This window comes from Micromonospora sp. NPDC050397 (genome assembly GCF_044901685.1).
In the GTDB taxonomy this organism is placed as follows: domain Bacteria; phylum Actinomycetota; class Actinomycetes; order Mycobacteriales; family Micromonosporaceae; genus Micromonospora_G.
In genome coordinates, this window is record NZ_JBJDPS010000025.1 from 43,860 (window position 1) to 67,626 (window position 23,767).

Here is a 23,767-nt window from a genome sequence, read left to right on the forward strand (position 1 = left end):
GTGGTCAGGTGGTCGGCATGCTCCAACCGACCGGTCGACCGACGGCCGCGCGTACCTGTGTCATCAGGTCCCGCGCCTGTTCGATCGTCTCGGTGATCCGCTGCGGGGACTGCCCGACATCGGCCAGCAGGGAGTGCGCCCGTGGCGCGAAGTCCGGTGGTGCGGCGGTGAGCCGTCCGGCCGAGGCCACCATCGCCTTTTCGTTGATCAACCATTCGCGGGCGTGGCCGTGCAGTGCCTGGCAGGCCACACCGACACCCCGGAACAGGCACCCCGCCGCGTACGTCGGATCGTCTCCGGCGGCACCGTAGCGGGCCAACTGCACGGCGAAGTCCGCCTCCCAGATCCCGTCGACCAGGGCGTCGCCCAGCGCCGCCGGGTACTCGCGGGTGCGGTCCCGCAGGTCGGTCAGCTCACCAGTCGGATCGGCCAGCACCCGGCACAACGCGACCTCGCCCGCGTACGCGTGGGAGTAGAAGCCCAACGGGTGGCCAGGTTGGAAACCCACCTCGTAGCGCCCGTCCAGGCAGTCGGCCCAGATCCGCCGGACCCGATCCAGGTCCCGGTAGATCCAGTCAACCCGCCATCCCCGTACGGTCAGCCAGCCGCCGCCGTCGACCCACGGCCCCCAGCCGCCCACCTCGGTCACCTCGGTCGGTGCGTCCGCCAGCTCCGCCGCCAGGGCCCGCAGCCCAGCCACGTCGAGGTCGCCCCGGTAGTACAGGCCGAGGTCGATGTCGGAGTCGGGCCGGTGGGTGCCACGGGCGCGACTGCCGCCGAGCGCCACCGCCACCACCCCGTCGAGCGCCACCAGCCGCTCGGCGAGCGCCACCAGCGCCTTGTCGTCCAATGCGTCAGATCCGATCACTACGTGTCCTGGACCCGAACGAAAGTACCGCATCCCGCGCCTCGCGGGCGCCGAGTGAAACCGGGAACCGGACGGCGCCGGCACGGGCGCGCGGGACACATCCGCACACCCGTGCCGGCGGTCGAGCCACCCCTCACGCCTCGGTCGAAGCGGTCGAACCGGTTACCGGGCGACGCTCACCGCGAGCGCCGCCGTACGGGTCACCGTGCCGACGGCCTGCACGGTCAGTTTGTAGGTGCTGTTCGTCGGCATCGACGGTGACACGGCGACCGTCAGGGTCGCCGAGTTGCCGGCGTCAACGGTGATCGGGTTGAAGTCGGCCGTCAGGCCCGACGGCAGGCCGGTGGCCGACAGCGTCACCGGCTGCGTCAACCCGTTGAGCAGGGAGGTCCTGACCGTGACGGCGATCCTGCCACCCGGGGCGACGGTGACCAGACCCGGCGAGACCGAGACGGAGAAGTCGCCCGCGCCGATCGTGCAGACCGGCTCACCCGACTGCGCCGGAACGCTGACCGCGTTCCAGGCCGCCTTCACGATGTTGAACTCGGTGCAGCTGGTCGGGTAGAGGTTCTTCGCCGCGTTCAGCGTCGCGACCCGTACGTTGGCGTACCGCCAGGTCGAGGTCTTGGCCAGCAGTGCGTTGTAGTAGATCTCGCCGGCCTTGCGGATGCCCAGACCGGCCACGGTGGAACCGTTGCAGGTCGGGCTCGCCGGCTTGCCGCCGCCCGGGTTCGAGCCCTCGGCGACCAGGTAGAACCAGTGGTTGAGCGGTCCGGCCGCCGCGTGCACCTCGGTGTTCGGGATCGACGGGGTCCAGCAGTTCGGGTCGCCGACCAGCGACGGGTTGTACATGTACCGGATCGGGCCCCGGCCGTTGAAGTCGATCTCCTCGCCGACCTGGTAGTCCGGCGGGTCCAGGGGGTTGTTGGCGTACGCCTCGGTGAGCGCGCCGAAGATGTCGCCGGTCGCCTCGTTGAGGCCGCCGTTCTCGTTGTCCCGGCCGGGGCCGCCCGGGGTGTACTGGAAGATGGCGTGGCCCAGTTCGTGCGCCACCACGTCGATCGCGGTGGCCTGGCGGGTGTTCGCCGCGTTGTGGCCGAAGTTGGCGATGGCGCCGTTCCAGTAGGCGTTCACGTCGTCGAGCCCGACGCGCACGGACGGGCTGCCGCCGTTGCCGTTGAACCCGTTGCGGCCGAACCACTGAGCGAGCATGTCCCACTGCCGTTGGGCCGCGTACATCGTGTCGACGCAGGCGGTCTCCAGGCTGGTGCCGGAGCCGTTGCCCCACACGTCGTCGGTGCCGCTGTACGTGCCGCCGTCCTGCCCGCCGCACCTCAGCCCCGGGCGGAGTCCGTCGGTCATCGTCCAGACGCCGGTGGAGCCGGACGTGTCGACGAAGACGTTGCCGTTGTAGTAGCCGTTGCCGACCCCGGCCCGGACCTCGTCGTACGACTCGGCCACCGCGCCGGTGGCGGCGTCGACGAAGACGTGCAGCCTGCTCGGGCGTCCGCCGGCCTGACCGGTCACGACGGTCTCCCAGGTGAGCTTCGGTGTCGCCCCGGCGAGTACCACCAGGCGCGGGGTGGACGTTCCGGCCGTCGAGGTGAGTCGGGCCCGGGCGGTGGCGGTCGCCTGGGCGGCGGTCACGGTCGCGGTGGTGGCCACGCTGATCGGCCGGTCCTGGGCCACGGCGGTGCCGAGCACGGCACCGGTCGGATCGGTGGTGATCACCACGTCCCCGCCGACCACCGGCAGACCCTGGTGGGTGCGTTCGTAGCTCACGTAGTGCAGGCCCCGGCCGCCGGCCTGGATGCCGACGCGGTGCAGTACGTCACCGGGAGCGCGGTGCAGCGCGCTCGCCGTGCCGGCGACGTACCGGTCGGCGGCGGTGGCGGCGAGCGTGGCGGGGGTGTTGCCGGACGGGGGCGGGACGACGGGTGCCGCCACGGCGGGTCGTACGACGACGGGTGACGCGGCGAGCGTCAGTGCCGTTCCGGTGGCGATGGCCACCAGACCTCGGCGGAGGAGGTTGCGTCTCACCTGGGTGCTCCTTGTCTTCCCGAGTAGGGCGGCCCGCCCGGGGCCGAGTGCGGCGGCCCAGCCGGGAACCGGCCCCGGCCGTCGGGTCACCGTCGGCGGGCCACCGGCTGACGTTGATCGTCTGTTGAAAGCTATGCATCGGGCACGAGCAGCCGAAACAGGGAAAACCCTTGTCCTTTGTAGACGTCGTGAGATCCGGCCCGGGTCGTTTGCCGTCGGGTCGCCCACGCGCGACGACGCCGCGGCCGGCGGGCGGTCAGCGCCCGTACAGTCGGGAGCTGAGCTGGGTGCGCGAGCGGACCCCGAGCTTGCGGTAGACGCGGGTCAGTGTCGCCTCGACGGTCTTGACGCTGACGAACAGCTCCGCCGCGATCTCCCGGTTGGTCGCGCCCTGTCCCACCAGGCCGGCGATGCGTGCCTCGGTCGAGGTGAGCGCACCGCCGGGCAGCAGTTCGGCCGGTACGCGCCTCGGCGTCGCCGCCGTACCGGCCCGCGTCGCCTCGGCCGGTCGCGCCGTCGCGCTGTACCCGGCGGCGGGCCCGGTGGGCATCCGGGCTCCTGCGGTCGATCCGTCCGTGGCGGCGAGTCCCGTGGCGACCTGTGGTCCTGCGGTCGACCCGTCCGCCGGTCGACGCTCGACCGCGCGCCATTCGACCACGTCGAAGCGGTGGGCCACGACGGGCGTCGCCGGTTCTGGCCCGCCACCCCCGAGCCGGGCCAGCGTACGGCCCGCCTGCTCGACCCATGGCCTGGCGTCGATCCGACCGAAGATCGTCAGCGCGGCGTCGACCGCGAGGCGCGCGGCGGCGTACCGACGTCGTCGCCGTTCGGCACCGCCCTGCACCAGCAACGCGTGCCCCTGCTCGATCGGCTGGCCCAACGTGGCGAAGCACTCGGCCGACGAGGCGGCGAGGTCCACCGCCGACTCCAGGTCGCCCCGCTCGGCCAGCACCAGGGCCGCCGCGCGGTCGAGCCGCGCCGTCACCCCGGCGGGGTGGCCGAGGCGGAGGGCGGCCCTGCGGCCGTCCGCGACGGTGTCGGCCGCCTCGTCGTACGCACCGAGCGCGGCCAGTCCCGAGGCCAGGTCACCGTGCCAGCGCAGCAGGGAGGGGTCGGCCACCCCCTGCGCGGCCTCCAGGTCACGCAACCGGCGCAACGCCTCCACGCCAGCCCGGTTCTGTCCGGTACGCAGCCGCGCCTGGCCGAGCACGTGCAGGTTACGGCCGAGATGGACGCTGTCGCGTTCCTCCTCCGAGGCGCGCGTCCCGCGTTCGGCGTACGCCAGTGCCCGGGGCAACCGGCCACCGGCGAGTTCGGCCACGGCGAGGCTGTACCAGCACGGGCCCGGGCTGCGGCGCGCCTGCTCGCAGAGGCGCATCGCGCGCTGCGCGTAGTGCAACGCCTCCCGGCAGCGTCCGGCCCGAGCCGACACCTCGGCGAGGCCCCGGAGCACCTCGATGTGCTCGTCGCCGCCGCCCCGGTCGGTCAGCGCCAGCAGGGTGAGCAGTATGTCGCGAGCCGCGTCGATCCGGTCGTCGGCGAACGCGAAACACGCGGTCAGGAAACGTGGTGTCTGGTGTAGCCGCCCGCTCGCCTCCGGCGCCGACCGCGCCAGGGCCCGGGCGAGCGTCTGGACGTGACCGGGCTGCGCGCGTACCCGCTGCACCTGGGCTCGTACCACCAGCGCCATCGCCTCGGTGGCGGCGTCGCCGGCCACCCGGGCGTACCTGATCGCCGCGTCGGCCTCGGCGGATGCCCGCGCCGCCGCACCGGCGCCGAGCGCGCGCCGAGCCAGCCGCAGGCGGAGTGGCGCGAGCAGGGCGGCCGAACTCCCCGCCTCGGCGAGCGCGGCGGCGAACGCGTGGTCCATCTCCGCGATGGCCCCGTCGGCGAGATCGATCAGCACCGTCCGGGCCCGGACCCGGTACGCGGTCGCGCTCTCCCCGGCGAGGACGGCCTCCGCCGCCCGACCGGCGAGGTCGGGCAGACCCGCGACCGCTCCCGCTTCCGCCGCCGTCACCAGCCACGCCTGTCGCTGCTGGTGCTCGGCGGTCGGGGTCCGCTCGGCGGCGAGCAGATACAGTTCGGCGCCGAGCCCGTGTGCTCCCCGCCGCAGCGCGGTCTCGGCCGCCGTGATCAGCGACCGGGTCAACCCGGGGACCGGGCCCTCGCTCGCCAGCGCGTGATGCCGCACGCGGTCGGCCCGGTCGGTGGCCGCCTCGGCCAACGCCGCGTGAATCGTCGCCCGGCGTGCCGCGCCCGCGTCGTCGACCAGCACCGTGCGTACGCCCACCGGGGTCAGGCGGACCACCGGCCCGTCGAGTTCGACCAGGCCGACCGACCCGGCGAGCCGGACGTGGCGTTCCGCCTCCGCCCGCCCGGCCAGCCGCAACCGTGCCACCGTGGGCCGGGCGGCGAGCGCGGCGAACAGGAGTGTCTCGGTGACCTCGGGGCCGAGCGCGTCGAGCCGCCGACGCAGTCGGGCCCGTACCGTGGCGGGCAGGGGCAGCGACCGCCACGCGGTTTCCGGCCCGGAACCGAAGGCGCCGCCCAGGGCCAGTGCCAGGTACGGGTTGCCGCCGCTCTCCGCGTGCAGCCGGCTCGCCGCGCGGCCGGAGAACCGGTGCGCCTCCAGCAGCGCGGCCAGGTCGGCGGCGTCGAGTGGTGGCACGGCGAGTTCGAGCACCGGCGCCGGGCTCATCCCGGTGGCGCGCTCGACCGCGTCGGGTTCCGCCGGACGTACGGCGGCCACCGTGCGGACCGGGGACCCGCCGACCCGCCGTACCGCGTAGCCGATCGCGGTGGCCGAAGCGGCGTCCAACCACTGCGTGTCGTCGAGCAACAGCAGCACCGGCTGCCGCCGCGCGATGCGCTCCAGCGCGTCACGCAGCGCGCGACCGCAGGCCAGTTCGAAGCCCGGACGGTCCCTAGCGGCGGGCGGTACCACCGGTCCCAGCAGGACGGCCTCGACGGCGGCCCGAGGGCCCGGCGGCAGTTCGACCAGCACCCCGGACGGGAACTGGGTGAACAGGTCGACCAGTCCGGAGTAGGGCATCGACCGCTCGGCTTCGGCCGGTGCGAGGCGTAGGACGCGGGTGCCCGGGGACGCGGCCGCGCCCACCTCGCCGAGGATCGCCGACTTACCGATACCGTCGGGGCCGGTGAGGACCACGCCGCCGCCCGTGGCCAGCCAGGTCTGGATGCTGCTCAGCAGTTCGGCCCGGCCGAACAACTGGGAGCGGCGACTGGCGGGGAGACTGCCGCTGCGCACCGTCCTCCTACTCGAACGTGCTTCCGGCTGCCGAGGTCCCGCCAGACGTCGCGGCAGCCCTTCCTTGATCAGTTCGCAGCAAGCGTAGGAGGTGGTCGACGCCGCATCAATCCCCGTACGGTCCGAAGTCACGCCGGTCGCCGTAGCCGGCGTGGGTCGGTCGGCACCGGGATGGCCCGGCCGCCACCGTCGCCGCCGATTTCCGTGGGGCGGGGCCCTCGCGCCCGGGAGCTTCACCGCTCCGACGTGGCTCTTGATACACGCGTTCGACACGCCGGTAACCGCGTGACTCGATCTGATTGCCGAACGTAGGCTCGCTGGGCGCGGTTGTCTCCGTCGGAGCGGAGTCGTCCGTCCCGTCCGTCAACGCCAGTTCCCCGGCGGATCGCCGGGCGATACACGCTGCCCCGAATCGCTGCCGCCGTGTGCCGCCCGAGCGTCACCGCCGCCTGAGGAGGTCGTGTGGAGACCGTGATCCGCCCCCGTCAGCCCTCGGACAACGACGAGACCTCGGACAACGACGAGACCACGGACCACGCCGACGGGTCGGCGCTACCGGAGTTGGAGGAGCCCGACTGGATGCACCACGCCCGCGAGGTCGCGCAGACCAGCTTCTGGTCGGTCGCCCGCCGCCTACCGCACCTGGTGCGGGAGGCGATCGCCGTGGCGTGGGCGACCAGCCGCTGGGATACCGTCGCCTCGATCGGCCTGAACATCGCCGCCGGGGTGATGACCACCTTTGGACTGCTCGCCACGACCAGTGTGCTGACCCAACTGTTCGCCGCCGGACCCACCCCGGACCGGGTCCGCGCCGCGCTGCCGGCGCTGCTGCTCACCGCGGCTGCGGTGATGGCCAAGGGTGGACTCACGATCGCCGCCGGCTGGGCCCAGGCCCGGTTGGTGCCGCAGATCAACTACCGGGTCGAGCTGCGGATGTTCGAGGCGACCACGGCGGTCGACCTGGCCGCGTTCGACGACGCCGGGTTCGCCGAGGAGATGGACCGCGCCCGGGACCGGGGCATGCGCGAGGCCGCCTCGATCGTCGACAACACCGTCAACCTCATCACCGGCGTCGTCGGCGTGCTCGCCACCGCCGTCGCCGTCGCCGTCATCCAGCCGATCCTGCTGCCCTGCCTGCTGCTCGCGGCCGTCCCCGAGGCGATCACCGCCGTACGGATCGCCCGCCGCCAGTACCTGAACCTGCTGGCCAGGATCACCCGACGCCGTCGGATGTGGATGTTGGCGACCCTGATGGCGAACCGGCACACCGCCGCCGAGATCCGCTCCTACCAGATGCGTGAGTTCCTCCTCGGCGAGTACCGGCGGATGATGAACGCCGAAACCCGCGCGGATCTCGACCTGGTCCGCTCCCAGACCACCACCCGCCTGCTCGGCGCGTCCGTCGCCGGGCTGGCCGGCTTCGCGGTCTACGGTGTGCTCGGTGGTCTTCTCCTGGTCGGATGGGTCGCCCTCGCCGCCGCGGCGACCGCGCTGCTGGCGTTGCAGACCGCCCACTCCAGCCTCGGGGTCGCGGTGTTCGCCACGAACTCGCTCTACGAGGACGCCCTCTACTACCAGGACTACCGAGACTTCCTCGAGCGCGCCCACGACCGTACCCGGCCGTCCGGCGGTCAGGTCACCGCCGGGTTCGACACCATCGAGCTGGACAAGGTCAGCCTGCGCTACCCGGACACCGAGAACCCGGCGGTGAACGAGGTCAGCCTCACCGTACGGCGGGGTCAGGTGATCGCACTGGTCGGTGAGAACGGCTCCGGCAAGACCACCCTGGCCAAGCTCATCGCCGGCCTGTACCGGCCCAGTTCCGGTGCCATCCGTTGGGACGGCACCGACACCGCCGACCTCGACTCGCACAGCCTCGCCTCGCACGTCGCGGTGATGACCCAGGACTGGTGGAAGTTCCCGTTCACCGCGCGGCAGAACATCCTGATCGGCCGGCACGACTCTCCGGCACGCCGGCCGGGCCGGGGCGTCGAGGACGCCGCCAGGGCCGCCGCCGCGCACGACATGATCCTCGACCTGCCGTTCGGCTACGACACCCTGCTCGACCGCGAGTTCAAGAACGGCCACGACCTCTCCGGCGGCCAGTGGCAACGCCTCGTCGCCGCCCGCAGCCTCTACCGGGACGCCCGTCTGCTGGTGTGCGACGAACCCTCCGCCGCCCTCGACGCGCGCGCGGAGCACGCGATGTTCCAGCACCTGCGCCGCCACCCCGACCGCCTGATCGTCCTGATCACCCACCGGCTCGCCAACGTCCGGCACGCCGACCAGATCTACGTCATGCGCAACGGGCGACTGATCCAGCAGGGCAACCACGAGGAGCTGATGACTCAGGACGGGCTCTACCGGGAGTTGTTCGACCTACAGGCGGCCGGGTACCTGCCGGAGTCCACGTCATGATCCGAAGCCCTGTGGTGACGTAGACGCCGGAGCAGCCGTAGTTGCCCGTTCGACGGAGACCGCGTTGGCGGATCGTCGCCGTAGCATCGCCCGTTGTCAGGAGCCGGACCGCGTACGCCCGTGTGAGCCTTACTTCGACCACTATCGATGTCTTGGTCTCCGGTTCGACGAGGAGTCGGGTGCTCCGGGGCAGCGTCGGGAGGAGGCTTCATGCGTGGACGTAGATGGGTGACCCTGGTGGCGGCGATGACGCTCGCGCTGGGCGGGCTGGTCGGGACCGGTGCCGCCCCCGCCGCCGCCGACCCGCCGGGCGGTACGCTGCGCGGCGTCTACTACGACGGCCAGTTCTGCAACAGCTACGGCAACGAGGGAGTCCAGACCGGACTGTGGAGCTGGTACTACTGCGAGTACCGCCAGTACGGCCCCACCGGCCCCGGTTTCTACTTCCTCTGGTCCTTCACCTACTAGACAAGTGAGTCCCAAGTCGGGTCGGTGGTTGTGGGCGATCAGGGGAGCTGGTCACTCACCGACTCGACGAGCGGGGGACAGGTTTCGGTAGGTGCTCCTCCGGGCACGGGGTGCGGTTGTGATACGCCGGCCGTGGCAACCGCACCCAACGCTCGGCCACCACCGGTCCCACGCGAACGGGAACGTGGTGCACGCGTGCCAGTCGTTCGACGGTCAGCGAGGAGACGGCTGGCAGAGGCAACCGATGTTCATCTATCGTCTTGGTTGTGGTCGGCGTGGCGGGCAGGGTGAGCTTCTGGGTGTTGGCAGCCGGTGGCGGGCTGCTGACGGTCGGGGCCTGGGGTGTCTTCTGGTGGTTGGCGGTGCCGCGCCACGACATCTGCGCGATGACGTTGCCGGCTCCCGCCGGTTGCGGCTCCAGCCGGCTTCCCGTTGCCGCGTTCTGGTCCGTCGTCGCCGCCGGGCTCTACGGTGGAGTGCTGCTCTTCGCGGCAAAGGTTCCCGAGCGGCGGTGGCGGATGCTCGCCGTCCTCGGGCTGGTCGCCGGGGCCGTGTGCGGGTACTACTCGGTGCTCTACGCCTGACGGCTGGTCTTCCTGAGACGCCGGTCGCGGCGAGTAGCCGCGTGCGAGCCGCCGGGTCGCACGAGCGCGGCCCGAATCAAGCGGATGTCAGTACGGGTCATGGCCCGATATGGATGAACGGTGCCCAACTGGTGGGCAGACCGGGCGCCTCGTCCCGCATCCCGCGAATGGCAGTGTGGAGGGCGATTGCGGCGTTGTCACTCGTGAGCGTTCCGTCGTGGACGAGCTGACGATAGACACGCCTGCTGACCTCTGCCGCTGCCTTGTCGCCCGTCGCCCACATCGTGCCGATCACGTGTCGCCAACCTCCGAAGTGCATGGCGGCGGCGATGTTGACGGCCTCGTCCAGAAGATGGACTCCGCCGACGGCCGTCTCGCAGGCGGAGAGGAATGCGAACTCGGCCGCGCCGAACCGCCGATCGGCCAGGTCCGGGACGGTTACCGGGCCGGTGGTCAGCCAGTCCGTCGGCAGTAGGCCGCCGCGGGTCGGGTTGACGATGTCCTGGGTGCCGTGGCATGCGGCGTGGAACCAGGTATGCCCGGGGAGGGCTTCGAGGATCGCGGTGCGGCTGGCCGAAGTGTCACCGAGAACCGTGAGGGCCGAGTCCGCGAAGAGGCTGCGCAGAAGCGCGGTTTCGGTTGTGGCACCGTCCAGCTTGCCGCGTCCCGGCGTCTCGGGCAGTGATACCACGAGCATTCGCCCCGGCGCCGGTGTCCCACCATCGACCCGCACCGGCTGCAAGGCACGCAGCGCGGGGATGTAGGACGAGACGACCCGGTCCAGTACCGTGTCGGACGTGCCATGCCGGCCCGCGGCATGTATGGGCAGGAATGTCAGGGGCCCCGTGGGGGACCACCACAGGCGATCCCAGTTGTCGTCAGCCGGTGTGGTGCCGTGTCCGAGTGCGGCCAGGACCGGCTCGGCGACGTGGTCCCACAGCCAGGCCAGCGCGTCGCTGATCGCGATGTCCAGCGCGGTGCGGTCGCGCGATGCCTCGAACTGCTGCAACGCACCCAGGTAATCGTTGGTCTGTTCGCTCACCGCCTGCTCGGTGAGCGTCCGAAGCGCAACGGTGGACACACCAGAGGCGGAGACCAGCAGTGCGTCGCACCGCCACCGGCTGACGTTGACGATGACCGCTGTGCCGCCACCGCCCGGGGGGAGCAAACTGGTCAGACTCGGCGGCCGCAGGGAGGTGGTGGCTTCGGCGGTAAGGTCCTCCATCAGCTGGGCGGCCGCCATTCTCGTGTCGCGGTGCGCGGCCGTCGTCGCCGGTGTGGCGTTCTCGGGTGGCGGCCGGTCGAGGACCTGCTGGCAGTCGGCTATCCGCCGGGCCAAGAGCGGATTGTTCGTCGCGAGTTCGTCGAGGTCCCGGCGCCCCTCCAGCAGCCGGGACCAGTACACCGTACGCCCCCGTTCCAGGAGCTCGGTGGCCTCGTCGGGCGCCCCGGCCGCGAGTGCGCAGGCGGCCGCGTCGCGCCCGAGGCCGGTCGCGTGCCGCCGCAGGAGCCGGAGTTGGTCGTGATGACCCGCACCCCGCCAGGCCAGGACAGGCAGGAGCGCGACCGCGGCGCGGTGGGCAGCCAGGGCCTCGACCGGGCCCCGGGTCTCGGCGACAGCTCGGGCATGCGCCCGTGCTGCGGCGAGCCGGCCTACCGGGTCGCCAGCCGGCACCGCCGCAGCCTCCTCCCAGCGTCGTACCGCGTCGTCGAAGTCGACGGGGTTACCGGTGCGCCGATGCCGTAGGTACAGCGCGTCCGCGAGGCAGGCGAGGAACGGCGCGCGGTCGGGGTGATCGGGCCGGGTGGCGGTGACGGCGGACAGCCCGAGCCGGACGGGCGCGTCCAGATCCGCCTCGCCGCCCCGGTGCTCGGCGTGGGTGACGAGGATTTCGCAGAGGTTGGACTGGTAGCCGGGACGATCGGCGCTGTCGGGTGGGCACGCTTCGAGCGCGGCGCGAGCGGCTCGCACCGCACCGTCGAGGTCGGCGTCGCGCAGGCTGGTGGCCTCGGTGTCGAGGGTGGTGCCGGCGGCGGCACCGTACTCGAAGCGCATTTTCCGGGTGACAGCGAGGTTCGACGACCACCGGGCGAGCAGGAGTTGGTCCGCGCCCGCCATCTCGATCGCCCGCAGCCCGTGCCGTACGGCGCCGTCGAGGTCGGCGCGGTCGCCGTTCGTTCCGAACCGGACGCGTAGCGCGAGTGCGAGGTTGTTGAGCCGACGGCCGAGATCAGGATCGCCATCGGGAGTGAGCCACACCGCGAGTTGTCCCGTCTTGACCGCATCGTCGGCGTCGTCCGCAGCGCCGAAACGTTCGGCGCGCATACGCAGGGCGAGACCGAGGTTCGACGTGTAGATCGGACGCCGAGGGTCGGTTGCTTCGACTGTGTCAACGGCCCGGCGGCCGACCGTCACGGCCTCCTGCAGGTCGCTCGGATCACCGGTCTGCTCGAAGCGGGCACGGAGCCGGTTGCCAAGGTGAGACAGGTACATCGGAATGCTCGGGTCGCCGGGGTACGCGACATCGAGGGCTCGCCGGCCCACCGACACCGCCTCCTCCAACGCGGCCTGGTCGCCGAGGTAGTCGAACCGGGTCCACAGCACAAAACCGAGGTTGGACAGCCGAGGAGCCAGATTCGGGTCGTCCGCCCCGGTCGCGGCGACGGCATCTCGCCCCGCGGCGACAGCCAGACGAATGTGGTCGTGGTTCCCGGTCCGCCCGAACTCCTCCCGCAGCCACAGACTGATCCGATTCAGCGTCCGTGGATGGAACCCGGCGAGCGCGTCGCGCCCTGCCTCGCGCGCCCGCAGCCATGCCGTCGTCGCCTCCGCGAGTTCGTTTCCGTCCACGTGTCACGCACCTCCGGCAAGCAGGACGAGCACCACGATGCCGAGTGCGACCAGCGCCACGAGTTGCGCGGCGAGACCCACCGAGATCCAGGCCGCTTTCCAGTTGTTCGCCCTGCGCAGGGTGTCGATCGTCCAGACCTGGATCGTGCCCACGTGATTGCGGGCCACGGTTTCGCCGTCGACGCCCCAACGGTCATGGAGAAGCCGGTCGAGCGTCACCGGCGTGGCGACCGCGTACAGCCGATTCCAGTTCGCCACGATGCCGGCGCCGGCCGCCGCGGTGAGGGCCACGAGTGCCACGACGAGCGGCGGTATCCCACTGTCGGGGAACACTCGGGCGGCCGTCGCCGTACCGGTGCGGAACAGCGCGACTACGGCGGCGAGCAAGGTGACGAAGCCGCCGGATGTCGTGACCAACGCGACGCCTCGGGCGTCGAACTGGGTACGGCGCTCCCTCTCCGCCTTGAGCTCCGCCTCGATGAAGGTGGTGTAGGTCTTGCCCTGCTCGCTCACCGGTGTTCGAGGTCGGGTGGGAGATTTCCACCCCGGATGTGGTCCATCTCGATCCAGGACTTGTCGGTCGGTGGCGGCTCCAGCTCGTCCGGCCCGGGCGCTGGAGCGGGCTGGTCAGGGGCTGTCGGTGTGGGTTCGTCGCCGCTCATCGTTCCTCCGGCAGTGGTGTCCGTGCCCGGTGTCCCGGCCATCATCGGGACCGTCGCGAAAGTGGGACAAGCAACTGACCGGTGTCCGACAACGACTTGCCGACGGTCCGGCCGTACGGATCGCGCATCTGCCCGACAGGGGGGCGGGTTGACGTCGGCCCGGCCGCACCATGGAGGCTTTCGGGGCCTACTTAGGGCGCATCCCGGATGCGCCAGGCGTCCCAGTCCGCCAGATTTGTTCCTGGTGGACTGCCGACGGGGGAGGTCGAAATGAGGCGGATGCTTCGGTCACTGGTGATCGCGACAGCGGCGTTGGCGGTGGTCGCCCCGACTGCCGCTGCCACCGCCGGGCCACGGGACGTGAAGCGCGCGGGGTTGCAGAGCCGACTTGACGGCGTCGTGGCCGCCGGGGCGGTGGGCGCCCTGGCAGAGGTACGCGACGCAGGTGGCGTCTGGCGGGGCAACAGTGGCGTCGCCGAACTGGGCACGAGGCGGGAGGTGCCGGTCGACGGCCGGTTCCGCGCCGGCAGCATCACGAAGACATTTGTCGCCACCGTCGTCCTGCAACTCGTCGGCGAGGGTCGGCTGCGGCTGGACGACCCGGTGGAGGCGTGGTTGCCCGGGGTCGTCCCGGGCGGTCGTCGGGTGACCGTACGTCACCTGCTCAACCACACCAGCGGGTTGTACGACTACCTGCGCACCCTTCCGATGCCCCCGAGCCCGGAGTTTCTCGACAACCGGTGGCGCACCTGGACCCCGGCCGAGCAGGTCCGGCGGGCGGTCGCCAACCCGCCGACGTTCGAACCGCCCGGTTCGGCCTACGCGTACTCGAACACCGGCTATCTCCTGCTCGGTCAGATCATCGAGAAGGTCACCGGCCGGTCGTACGGCGAGGAGGTGCAGCGGCGCATCATCCGGCCGTTGCGGTTGCGCGGCACCGAGATGCCGGGGACCTCGACCCGGATTCGGGGGCCGCACCCGCACGGCTACGTGCCCACGGAGCGCAACGGCAGGGTACGCCTCGTCGATTTCACCACGATGAACCCGTCGGTGATGGGAGCGGGCGGCGAGATCATCTCCACGACGCGGGACCTCAACCGCTTCTTCGTCGCGCTACTCGGTGGGCGCCTGCTGCCCGGGCACCTGCTCGACGAGATGAGGACGCGCGGGGTCGGGGGCGGCAGGGCGTACGGGCTCGGGTTGGCCTGGTGGGACACCTCGTGCGGGGTGCGCGTGTACGGCAACGACGGCGACGCGCTGGCGTACCAGTCCTGGTCGTTCTCCACTGGGGACGGGCGTCGACAGGTGACCGTCGCGCTGACGCCCACCTTCGACGGGGACCCCGACGACGCCGTCGAGGCGTTCGTGGACCGGGCCATCTGCGGCTGACCGGGGACCGGCGGCCGGCGCGCGCCCGTACGGTCGGGTCAGGCCGCCCCGCCCAGGTCGGTGCAGTACGCGATCGACGCGTCGTCCGCCCGCACCGCCTGATCTGCCTCCGCCTGCCGGACACGTCGGATGATGTCGGCCGGTCCGTTCGCCGCCAGCACGGCCATGACCTGCGGCCAGTCGGCCAGCCCGAACCGGTCCACGAGGCGGCTGGCCCCGTTGCTGAGCAGGACGGCACCGGTCACCTCGGAGAGCAGACGGCTACCGGTCACCGCCTCGTCGGCCGCCCGTGGGTCGTCCTTGGCCACCCAGAAGCCGCCCGGCCGGTTCCGGTTGGCGCGCAGCTCCCGCAGGATCCGGTGGTAGTCGTCGCCGCCCTCGACGGTGGCCCCGAGCGCGGACTCGTACGACCGGCTGATGATCACCTCACGGGGGTCGGAGACGACGAGCGGCCCACCGTCCGTCCGGTCGAGTACGACGACCGAGTCACCGAGCACCAGATGCTCCACAAGACCGTCGGTCAGGCGCAGGATGGCCACGGTCGCCGACGGACTGATCGGGTTGGTGACGTCGCAGCTTCCTCGATGAAGGTCCGTCACCTGGTCGATGGCCTCGGCGAGCAGCGCCGCGAGACCGCGCTGCGGCACCAGCGACAGGAGACCGAGAAGGCTGCCGCCCAGGCGGCTCGCGTACCAGGCCACACCGTGCCGGCAGATCGATTCGGTGTCCGCGATGCCAGCACCGTCGACCAGCACCGCCGCGCTCGGCAGCGCCCCGGTGAAGTCCTCGTTCGTCCGGCCGGCACGTGCCGGGACGCTCGCCATCGTGACCCGCATCGGTGGTCCGCGCCCTACAGCCCCGCCGCGCGGCGGTGCAGCGACCGCGACTCGTCGAGAGCCGCGAACTCGCCCGTGCGGCGGTGCTTGAGCTCCAGCACCGCAGCGAGATTCCGTACGGGTTGGGGGTCTTGGGGGCTCGACGCGACCGCCCGGCGCAGCAGCGCGACGGCCTCCTCCAGGTCGGCCGTGTCGTCCGTCAGCTGACAGCGGTCCGCGAGCCACGCCGCCAGGTTGTTGACGTACTGCACCTGTGGCGCGGCGGCGACCACCTGCCGGCCCAGGGCGATCGCCTGGTCGAGATCCTCCCGGCGATCCGTGACCCGGAACCGGGCCCCCAGATCCGCCGAGAGCGCGTCGAGTTGCGGCCAGCGTTCCGGATCGCCGGCCGCCAGGGCATCCACCACCCGCCGCCCGAGGTCGACGCACTCGTCGAGATCGGCAGGCTGCTGTCGTGCCTGGTACCGCCGCCGCAGTGTGAACAGCAGCCCCTGCCGCCCGGACACCGGATCGGCGCCGGGTTTTGTGCTGAACTCCCGGCACAGCTCGACCGTGCGGTCCAGCAGCGCGGGCTCCCGCTCGACCACCTCCATCAGACCGGCCACCACGGTCCCGAGGTGGATGACCCGGTCCTGACTCGTGACCGGCACCGAGTCCAGGCACGCCAGCGCGAGTTCGGCGACCTCGCGGGTCCGCCCCGGGTTCTCGTGGTGTCGTAGCCAGAGCCCGCCGGCCATGCAGACGGTGCCCCGGTGCGCCGGATCCTCGGTCGTCGCGAAGAGCCGGGCGCCCGCGGTGACGGCGTCGTCGAGATCTTCGGGGTCCTCGGTGGCCGCGAACCGGTACGTCAGCGCCGAGACCAGCAGGGCCAGGAAATCGGCGGGCTCGGCCGGCTCGTCGGCGAGCACGTCGTACAACCACGCGACGAGTTCCCCGGCCACCCGCGGATCGTTGTCGAGCTGGACGGCCCGGTGCAGGGCGATCGAGAACCCCATCGCGTCGTGCAGGTGCCGGTCCGGGTCCCTGCCGGGGGCGTGGGCCGCCTGGCGCAGCAGTGTGATCGCCTGGTCCAGGGCCGCCCGGTCACCCGTACGCTGGTGTAACTCGAACAACCGGTTGCCCTCGTTGGACGCCGCCCCGGCGCGTAGCGCGCCTGTTGTGTGCCCGCTCCGGTCGAACATGTCGGCCAGCATCTGCGGCACCAGCTCCGGCCGGTCCCGGTGTACGTGGACCATCAACTCGATCGTGCCCCGGAAATCGGACGTGTCCTGCCCGTTGCCCTGCTCGCCCCAGCGACACCAGTACAGCCCACCGACGACGTAGCAGACGTCGACGTCACGCCCCGGGTCCGGGACCAGCGCCAGCAGTTGCTCCGCCTCCCGCACCGCGGCCCGCGCCAGGATCGGCCGCGGGTCCCCGGTGGTGGTGTAGCGGGCCAGCCGCGCGCGGATCGCGTCGAGGAGCTGCTCTCTGTTCACGGCCGCTCGCCTCCCGATCAACTGTCCTTGCGGAGCATCGAGGTCAGCGACTCACCGGCATCCCGGGTGAGTCCCTGTGGGCAGTCGACCCCCATCGCGCTGGCCAGGTCACGACCGTGCACGTCCACCGCCGACTCCAGCAACTCGGCGAGCACCGCGCCGCTGGCCCGCCCCCGGCGCCAGCCGACCACCACCATTGCCGCGCCGACCGGTAGCGCCGGCCAGCAGGCGATCCCGAGCGGGAGATAGGCCACGCCCCACACCACCAGTCGGGTCGCCGACGAGAAATCCGCCCACGCCGTCTGTAGCGCGGCCCGCGCCGGGTCGGGCAGCACGAGCCAGAGCCGTGGCCACGCGGAGACCAGATCCAGATGGTACGCGGACAGCACCCGCAGGTCCGCCGAGGCGATCCGGTCGCCGACCCAGAACGCGCGGCGTGGCACGCCCATGCCGATCCGGTTGCGGGCCAGCGCGAGCCGCTCCGCCTCCCGGGCCAGCGTGGTGGCGTCGCTCGCCCGTGCGACGTGCGCCCGCCCGGCCGCCAGGAGCGCGGACTGGTACCGCCGCTCGGCGGACTCCCAGCGGCGCAGTCGGCGACGGGCGAACAGCCGTGTCACGGGGTGCGCGGCGTCCACCATCCAGATTCGTTCGACCACCGAGCCGAGTGCCCGCACCGCGAGGCCGACGAGCGCGGCACCGGCGGCCAGCCCGATCAGCACGGCGACGGTCGCGCCCACGCTCCGTGCGGCGGGGCTCGCGGCCAGTTTGTCGATGTCCCTGGTCAAACCGCCGATGTCGGTGCCGTGCCGCAGCGCCGCGAAGGCCACCAGGAGGTAGAGCGCTCCGGGTAGGACCAGTAGCTGCAACCACCGTTCGGCGATCCGGCCGCCGAGGGTCTCCAGCAGCGTGATCACGGGCGCAGCCGGACGCGGTCGAGCGACCGGCCGAACACCGCGCAGGTGTGCTCCCGGTCGGGTGGGGCCACCCGCGCGCAGAGCAGGCCGGGGCAGGCGAGCACCTCCAGCACCGGATGCCCGCCGAGGCCGGGCAACTGCGGCAGTGCCGACCGGTAGGAGCCCAGCCCGCCCGCGTACCCGGCACGCAGTAGTTGATCGTCCAATTCGTCGAGGTGCTCGGCGAGCGTCACCGGATCCTCGCCCGCGCGGATCCGTTCGGCGATCAGCGTCGCGAGCGTACGCATCGGCCCGTCGGTGGCGAGCGGGCCGACCTCCTCCTCTAGCCGTACGCAGAGCACGGCGAGCTGTTCCTGCGCGAGCGAGTCCACCGCTGCCCTTCTTCGGGTCGGAGCCGGGCATTCGGCCACCAGGGTAGCCGCCACCTGCTCCCCGCTCGATCGCTTGCATCGACGTGGGAGGCTCGTGGGGTGCTTGACCACGTGCGGGAACGGGTGCGTCGGTACTTCGACGACGGTGATGCCGAGGCCGTGCTCGAACCCGCCGCACTGGACGACGCGACCCTCGCCCTGGCCGCCGACGGCGGTGACCCGGTGGTCGACCACGCCGTCGGGCTGTTGTACCTGTGCCGCCACATGGCGCGCGGCGTACCGGGCACCACCCGCGACGCTCGGCGGGCGGCGGTGCTGCTGGTCCCGCTGGCCGACCGGGTCCCGGCCAGGGTGCTCGGGCAGTTGCGTCAGATCGGCACGACCGCGCGGGAGTGGCACGACCAGTCCTTCGACCTGTTCGAGGCGGAGCGGCTGGGCGAGGCGGTCGAGTTGCTGGAGGACGCCATCGCCGTGAGCGAGCCGGGCTCGCCGGAGCGGCTGACGTACCTCAACGACCTGTACGTGGTGTTCCGCGCCGCCGACGGGGACGTCGTCGAGTTGACCGACCTCGGCGACCAGGTGGTCGAGGCGGCCGGCGGCGAGCTCGCGGATCTGAACCCGTTCGCGGCGGTCTTCGGTGAGGATCTGCGCCGCCGCTTCGCCCGTACCGCTGAGCTGCCCACGCTCGTCCGGGCGGTGGACATGCTCCGGTACGCCACCGAGACGCTGCCGCACGGCGACCCGAACGAGGTCGCCGTGACGGCGAGCCTCTGTTCGGCACTGGTGGACCGGTTCGAGGCGACCGGAGACCTCGCCTTCCTGCGACAGGCCCTGGACGTCGGCGGCCGTGCCCGGAGCAGGCTGCCCGAACACGACCGGAACTTTCCCGCCCTGCTGGACACGACCGCGGGCGCCGCACGGACGCTGGCCGGACGCACCGGTGACGCCGCCCTGCTGGCGGAGGCGCTCACCCTGCACCACCGGGGTCTCGCCCTGCTCGCCCCGGAGGATCCACAGCGCCCCGCACTGCTGACCAATCTCGTCGCGACCCTGATGGAGGGGCCTGACGCCCAGGCGGCCCTGGCCGAGGCGGACAGGTTCAGCGACGAGGCCGTACGCGCCGCGTCCGCCCCGCAGGTCCGGGTGGCGGCGCTGACCAACCGCTCCGAGGTGCTGCGTCGCCGCTACCAGGTCACCGGCGACGAAGGCACCCTGCGGCGGGCGATCGAGGCCGGGGAGGAGGCGCACCGGCTCGGGGGCGGCACCATCGCGCTGTCGCTGGCACTGAGCCGGGAGTTCGACCGGATCGGCGAGATGGCCCACCTCGAGCGGGCCATCGCACTGCTGCGTACGGCCGTGGCGGCGGCCGACAACCCGGTCCTCCAGGCCCATGCGTCACATCTGCTCGGCGCGGCCCTGCTCCGACGGCACACCGCCACGGGGGACACGGTCGCGCTCGACGAGGCGGCGCAGGAGTGCAGGCGTGCCGTCACGCTGCTTTCCGAGGACCACCCGGACCGGGTCAACCACCTCAACTCGCTCGGTACGGTCCTGTTGAAGCGGTACGACCGTACCGGCATCCGCCCCGTACTCACCGAGGCGGTCGAGGCGTTCCGCGCGGTTGTCGCCGCCACACCGCCGACCCACCCGCACCGGGTCGGAATGCTGCGCAATCTCAGCAACGCGCTCGGTCGCGCGTCGGAGTCCGACGAGGCGATCAGCCTGCTGCGGGAGGCGGTCACGCTCGCACGTCCCGGTAGCCCGGACGAGTCGTCGTTCCGCAACGACCTCGGCATCGCCCTTCGGCAACGGTTCGACCACACCGGAGACCCGGCACTTCTCGACGAGGCGATCGAGTTGCTGCGGGCGGCGGCGGACGCGGCCCCCCGGACGAGCGACGCCAGGCCGAGGCGGCTGAGCAACCTCGCCTTCGCGCTCGCGCGGCGGTCCGGTCGGGACGCCGAAGTCGCCGCGATGTTCCAGGAAGCGGCACTCTCGCCACTGCCGCCGACCCTGGAACGGGTCGCGGACGCGCGGGAGTGGGGGCGGACGTGGGCCCGGACCGGTGCGTGGAGCCGGGCGCTGGCCGGATTCGAGCTCGCGGTCGAGCTGCTGCCACGGGTCGCCTCGCACGGGGTGGGCCGCCGGGACCAGGAACACGGGCTCCGGCAGTTCGACGGTCTCGCCACCGACGCGGCAGCGTGCGCGTTGAACGCCGGAGACAGCGCGAAGGCCGCGCGCCTGCTCGAACAGGGACGGGGGATCCTCATCGCCCAACAGCTCGACCCACGCGCGGACCTCACCATGCTGCGTTCGCGGCACCCCGAACTCGCGGCCACGGTCGAGCGCCTCCAGGTTGATCTCGAGTCCTGGCCCGAGGCCGGGGCCGGTGACTGGCTCGGGCACGCGGCTCGGGAGGCCGACCGCCGGCACGGTCTGACCCGGGAGTGGGACACGCTCATCACCCGCATCCGGGCACTGCCCGGCTTCGCCGACTTCCTCGCCGCGTCCACGCTCGACGCGCTGCGGGAGCAGGCCGCCGAGGGACCGATCGTCCTGATCAACGTCAGTCACTATCGGAGCGACGCGCTCATCCTCACCACCGCCGGAATCGATGTGGTCCCGCTACCCGACATCGCGCCGGACAAGGTCGTCGAGCACGCGAACGAGTTCTACCGCGCCCTCCACATCGCCCAGACCCCGGGACCGGACGAGAAACGGGCTCAGCGGATGCTCGCGCGGATCCTCGGGTGGCTCTGGGACGCGCTCACCGCTCCGGTCCTGGACAGGTTGGAGGGCGCCGACCGCGTCTGGTGGTCACCGACGGGAGTGCTGGCGTTCCTGCCCCTGCACGCCGCCGGGCACCACGATCGGCCGGGGTGTTCGGTGCTGGACCGGGTGATCTCGTCCTACACGCCGACCGTACGCGCGCTCCGGCACGCGCGAGCCCGGGCGGCTGTGCCGACGAAGCCGGGGCTCCTCGCGGTCGCGATGCCCCAGACTCCCGGTGCGACACCGCTACCCCACACCGAGCGGGAGATCATGCAACTCGACGCCGCTGTTCGCCTGACCGGCGCCGAGGCGACGGCGCAGCGGGTACGCGCCGAGATCTCGCGGCACGCACGGGTCCACTTCGCCTGCCACGGCATCACCGACCAGCGTGAACCATCGGCGGCACGGTTGCTGCTGCACGATCACGAGACCGACCCGTTGACCGTGCGGAGCATCGCCCGCCTCGACCTCACCGGCGCTCGCCTGGCGTACCTGTCGGCGTGCCAGACCGCGTACGGTGACCCGCACCTGTCCGACGAGGCGGTCAACATCACGTCGGCTTTCCTGCTGGCCGGCTATCCGCAGGTCATCGGCACCCTCTGGCGGGTGAACGACCGCATCGCCGGTTCGATCGCGAGGGATGTCTACCGTGGGCTCTCCGACGGTTCGGCGGCGGCGCTGCACGCGGCGGTGCGCGGGTGTCGCGAGGCGTACCCGGACACGCCGAGCCTCTGGAGCGCGCACATCCACGCCGGCGCCTGAGACGAACCACCGTGCGTGGAGCGGGCATCGTGCCATCCTGCTGACCGATCCGGCGGTGTGGACCGGCGACGACGGGGTCAGGGGGTGGCGTCCGGGTAGACCTCCACGTCGTAGACGAGTCGGACGGGGTGGCCGTTGGTGAGACCGACAAAGACCGGTTCGCCTGCCGGGGTGTGACCACGGCGCCAGATCTCGTCGCGGGCGGCGTCGCGGGACTCGCGATGGATCTTGCCGGCTCGATGCAGTTCCAGGACCCGGCGGGCGGTCGCCCGGTCGCTGTCCAGCACCACGCGTCGCAGAGGCACGGGCGGCACTCCCTCGCATCGCACTGGATGGACACCGTGCAATCAATTTAACGCCGTTAACTTGATTGTGCACTGTACTAGAGTCGTGGCGTGACGGGAACCGAGTTCGAGCAGCCACCGGACGTGCGGCCGACGGGCCGGGCAAGCGGCGACCCGGGCTCGGTGTGGCTACGTCAGGACCCTTCGCGTTCCCGTCCCGTACCGCTGACCCGGGAACGGATTGTCGACGCGGCGGTGAGCCTGCTCGACCGGCACGGCATCGGTGGCCTGACGATGCGCCATCTCGCCCGGCAACTCGACGTCACGCCGACGGCGCTCTACTGGCATGTGAAGACCAAAAAGGACGTCCTCGACCTGGCCGTCGACCACGTCTTCGGCCACGTGCCACTGCCCGAGGGCACCGACGACTGGCGCGACGACGTCCGGACCCTGGCGGGCGAGTGGCGAGCGGTGATGCTCCGGCACCCCTGGGCCCCGGGTCTGATCGGCCGACCCATGCTCGGACCCAACGTCCTCGCGCGGACCGAGTTCCTACAGGCCGCGCTCGTACGCGGTGGTCTCTCCGGCCTTCGGTTGACCGCGACCACCCGCCTGCTGGCGAACTACGTGATCGGCACCGCGCTCACCGAGGCCACCTGGCACCGGACAGCCGCCGCGCCGACACAGGCGCAGGCCCGACAGCGTGTCACGGCCGACCCCGCCGCCTACCCGACCCTCAACGCCTCGGGCCACCTCGACGCCGACCGCTGGACTGACGACGTCCTGTTCGAACACGGCCTCGACACCATCCTGGGCGGACGGACCCATAACGAGCGCGACTGACTCTGCGGCATCTGCGCAAGGTCTTCACCAAGCCGGGCATCGGCTCGCGCCGTGAATTGGTCTCCGCCCTGCGCGACCGCTGACACCCCGGGCTTGGTCCGCGACCGCCTCGGGTGGTCGACGCGTCCACGAGGTGCGCCTCGTTATCACGCACAGTGGTGAGATTGGCCACCGCGCCGAAGGTCACATCCGGTGAACGTGACCCCCGGTAGCCCGTCGGAAATTGCGTGGAGTTGGCCCGAAGTTTTGTGCCCGTGCACCGGAGGAGTGTGATGGTGGCGACCGAGCGTGAGCTTGTCCAAGCCCACGTGACGGGGTTTCTCAGCCGAGTTGTCACCGACGGTGCCGGGACGTTGCGCGTCTGGCCCTCGACCACGGCCGCCACGGACCGTTTGCGGGGTCGGCGGCGGTGGGGTCGGAACGAAGTGTGTGAGTCAGGTCGCACCCGGCCAGACCGGGCGAGCCGCCATCCGTGATGTCAGGAAAGAGTGTGTTGTCGAGGCAAAGAGGGGGAATCATGAGCATTGAGGTGTACTACGACGAGGACGTCGACCTGTCGGTGATCCAGGGCCGGAAGGTCGCGGTGTTGGGTTACGGCAGCCAGGGGCACGCGCACGCGCTCTCCCTGCGGGACTCCGGCGTCGACGTCGTGATCGGTCTGCCGGAGGGTTCGAAGAGCCGGGTCAAGGCCGAGGAGCAGGGCCTGCGGGTGCTCGCCCCGGCCCAGGCGTCGGCCTGGGCCGACGTGATCATGGTGCTGGCCCCGGACACGGTGCAGCGTTCGCTCTACGCCGAGGCGATCGCACCCAACCTGACGGCTGGCGACGCGCTGTTCTTCGCCCACGGGTTCAACATCCGGTTCGGCTTCATCACGCCTCCGGCGAACGTGGACGTGTTGATGGTGGCGCCGAAGGGTCCGGGTCACCTGGTCCGCCGGCAGTACGTCGACGGCAAGG

The 23,767-nt window shown here is 71.8% G+C and carries 18 protein-coding genes; 7 read left to right on the forward strand and 11 right to left on the reverse strand.

Annotated features, from left to right (window positions below; all coding sequences use genetic code 11):
* Nucleotides 1-4: 4 nt before the first annotated feature.
* The 3 genes from ACI2K4_RS35220 to ACI2K4_RS35230 form a co-directional block, all read right to left on the reverse strand.
* Entirely contained in the window at nt 5-868 is an 864-nt protein-coding gene (locus ACI2K4_RS35220; protein ID WP_404517477.1) for a nucleotidyltransferase domain-containing protein, read from the reverse strand.
* A gap of 162 nt (nt 869-1,030) precedes the next feature.
* Nucleotides 1,031-2,908, reverse strand: a complete 1,878-nt coding sequence (locus tag ACI2K4_RS35225) for a M4 family metallopeptidase (protein ID WP_404517478.1) — start codon at nt 2,906-2,908, stop codon at nt 1,031-1,033.
* A gap of 256 nt (nt 2,909-3,164) precedes the next feature.
* A complete protein-coding gene (locus ACI2K4_RS35230) occupies nt 3,165-6,179 on the reverse strand; it encodes an AAA family ATPase (protein ID WP_404517479.1) in 3,015 nt (1,004 codons plus the stop codon).
* A gap of 462 nt (nt 6,180-6,641) precedes the next feature.
* Between ACI2K4_RS35230 and ACI2K4_RS35235 the strand changes: the two genes are divergently transcribed.
* From ACI2K4_RS35235 to ACI2K4_RS35245, 3 genes are all read left to right on the forward strand, one after another.
* Nucleotides 6,642-8,597 (forward strand): ABC transporter ATP-binding protein, encoded by a 1,956-nt coding sequence (locus tag ACI2K4_RS35235; protein ID WP_404517480.1) that lies wholly within the window; start codon nt 6,642-6,644, stop codon nt 8,595-8,597.
* A gap of 210 nt (nt 8,598-8,807) precedes the next feature.
* Nucleotides 8,808-9,065, forward strand: coding sequence for a hypothetical protein (locus ACI2K4_RS35240; RefSeq protein WP_404517481.1), 258 nt, complete (start codon nt 8,808-8,810; stop codon nt 9,063-9,065).
* Between the two features lie 266 nt (nt 9,066-9,331).
* On the forward strand, nt 9,332-9,649 hold the full coding sequence (locus tag ACI2K4_RS35245; protein ID WP_404517482.1) for a hypothetical protein: 318 nt from the start codon (nt 9,332-9,334) through the stop codon (nt 9,647-9,649).
* Nucleotides 9,650-9,746: 97 nt separating this feature from the next.
* Here ACI2K4_RS35245 and ACI2K4_RS35250 read toward each other — a convergent pair whose 3' ends face one another.
* The 3 genes from ACI2K4_RS35250 to ACI2K4_RS35260 are packed head-to-tail and all read right to left on the reverse strand — an operon-like array spanning nt 9,747 to nt 13,162.
* Entirely contained in the window at nt 9,747-12,500 is a 2,754-nt protein-coding gene (locus ACI2K4_RS35250; protein WP_404517483.1) for a CHAT domain-containing protein, read from the reverse strand.
* A gap of 3 nt (nt 12,501-12,503) precedes the next feature.
* On the reverse strand, nt 12,504-13,013 hold the full coding sequence (locus tag ACI2K4_RS35255; protein WP_404517484.1) for a hypothetical protein: 510 nt from the start codon (nt 13,011-13,013) through the stop codon (nt 12,504-12,506).
* Nucleotides 13,010-13,162 carry a hypothetical protein gene (locus tag ACI2K4_RS35260; protein WP_404517485.1) on the reverse strand — a complete coding sequence of 51 codons (153 nt, stop codon included), beginning with the start codon at nt 13,160-13,162 and terminating at the stop codon, nt 13,010-13,012. Before ACI2K4_RS35260 ends, ACI2K4_RS35255 begins: the two co-directional genes overlap by 4 nt.
* Before the next feature lie 270 nt (nt 13,163-13,432).
* Between ACI2K4_RS35260 and ACI2K4_RS35265 the strand changes: the two genes are divergently transcribed.
* Nucleotides 13,433-14,551: a serine hydrolase domain-containing protein gene (locus ACI2K4_RS35265; protein ID WP_404517486.1), complete on the forward strand. Its 1,119-nt coding sequence runs from the start codon at nt 13,433-13,435 to the stop codon at nt 14,549-14,551.
* Nucleotides 14,552-14,589: 38 nt separating this feature from the next.
* Here the strand turns inward: ACI2K4_RS35265 and ACI2K4_RS35270 are convergent, their stop codons facing one another.
* Genes ACI2K4_RS35270 through ACI2K4_RS35285 form a run of 4 tightly spaced genes read right to left on the reverse strand, consistent with a single transcriptional unit; the run spans nt 14,590 to nt 18,150 of the window.
* A complete protein-coding gene (locus ACI2K4_RS35270) occupies nt 14,590-15,387 on the reverse strand; it encodes a hypothetical protein (RefSeq protein ID WP_404517487.1) in 798 nt (265 codons plus the stop codon).
* 14 nt (nt 15,388-15,401) lie between these two features.
* Nucleotides 15,402-16,865: a hypothetical protein gene (locus ACI2K4_RS35275; protein ID WP_404517488.1), complete on the reverse strand. Its 1,464-nt coding sequence runs from the start codon at nt 16,863-16,865 to the stop codon at nt 15,402-15,404.
* Nucleotides 16,866-16,882: 17 nt separating this feature from the next.
* A complete protein-coding gene (locus tag ACI2K4_RS35280) occupies nt 16,883-17,779 on the reverse strand; it encodes a hypothetical protein (RefSeq protein ID WP_404517489.1) in 897 nt (298 codons plus the stop codon).
* A complete protein-coding gene (locus ACI2K4_RS35285; RefSeq protein ID WP_404517490.1) occupies nt 17,776-18,150 on the reverse strand; it encodes a hypothetical protein in 375 nt (124 codons plus the stop codon). The genes ACI2K4_RS35280 and ACI2K4_RS35285 overlap by 4 nt, the downstream gene beginning before the upstream one ends.
* A gap of 99 nt (nt 18,151-18,249) precedes the next feature.
* On the opposite strand from ACI2K4_RS35285, the gene ACI2K4_RS35290 reads away from it, so the two are divergent.
* Nucleotides 18,250-21,684: a CHAT domain-containing protein gene (locus tag ACI2K4_RS35290; RefSeq protein ID WP_404517491.1), complete on the forward strand. Its 3,435-nt coding sequence runs from the start codon at nt 18,250-18,252 to the stop codon at nt 21,682-21,684.
* Nucleotides 21,685-21,761: 77 nt separating this feature from the next.
* Here the strand turns inward: ACI2K4_RS35290 and ACI2K4_RS35295 are convergent, their stop codons facing one another.
* Nucleotides 21,762-21,989: a hypothetical protein gene (locus ACI2K4_RS35295; RefSeq protein ID WP_404517492.1), complete on the reverse strand. Its 228-nt coding sequence runs from the start codon at nt 21,987-21,989 to the stop codon at nt 21,762-21,764.
* A 90-nt stretch (nt 21,990-22,079) separates the two neighbouring features.
* On the opposite strand from ACI2K4_RS35295, the gene ACI2K4_RS35300 reads away from it, so the two are divergent.
* Both ACI2K4_RS35300 and ACI2K4_RS35305 read left to right on the forward strand, forming a co-directional pair.
* Complete coding sequence (locus tag ACI2K4_RS35300) at nt 22,080-22,811, forward strand: TetR/AcrR family transcriptional regulator (protein WP_404517493.1); 732 nt, start codon at nt 22,080-22,082, stop codon at nt 22,809-22,811.
* Between the two features lie 517 nt (nt 22,812-23,328).
* On the forward strand, nt 23,329-23,767 hold a 439-nt coding region (locus ACI2K4_RS35305), incomplete at its 3' end, for an NAD(P)-dependent oxidoreductase (protein WP_404517494.1).

Excerpts from the sequence above, each read along its gene's own strand:
- ACI2K4_RS35240 (WP_404517481.1), top strand. The coding sequence starts at position 8,808 with ATGCGTGGACGTAGATGGGTGACCCTGGTGGCGGCGATGACGCTCGCG.
- ACI2K4_RS35260 (WP_404517485.1), bottom strand. The coding sequence starts at position 13,162 with ATGAGCGGCGACGAACCCACACCGACAGCCCCTGACCAGCCCGCTCCA.
- ACI2K4_RS35265 (WP_404517486.1), top strand. The coding sequence starts at position 13,433 with ATGAGGCGGATGCTTCGGTCACTGGTGATCGCGACAGCGGCGTTGGCG.
- ACI2K4_RS35270 (WP_404517487.1), bottom strand. The coding sequence starts at position 15,387 with ATGCGGGTCACGATGGCGAGCGTCCCGGCACGTGCCGGCCGGACGAAC.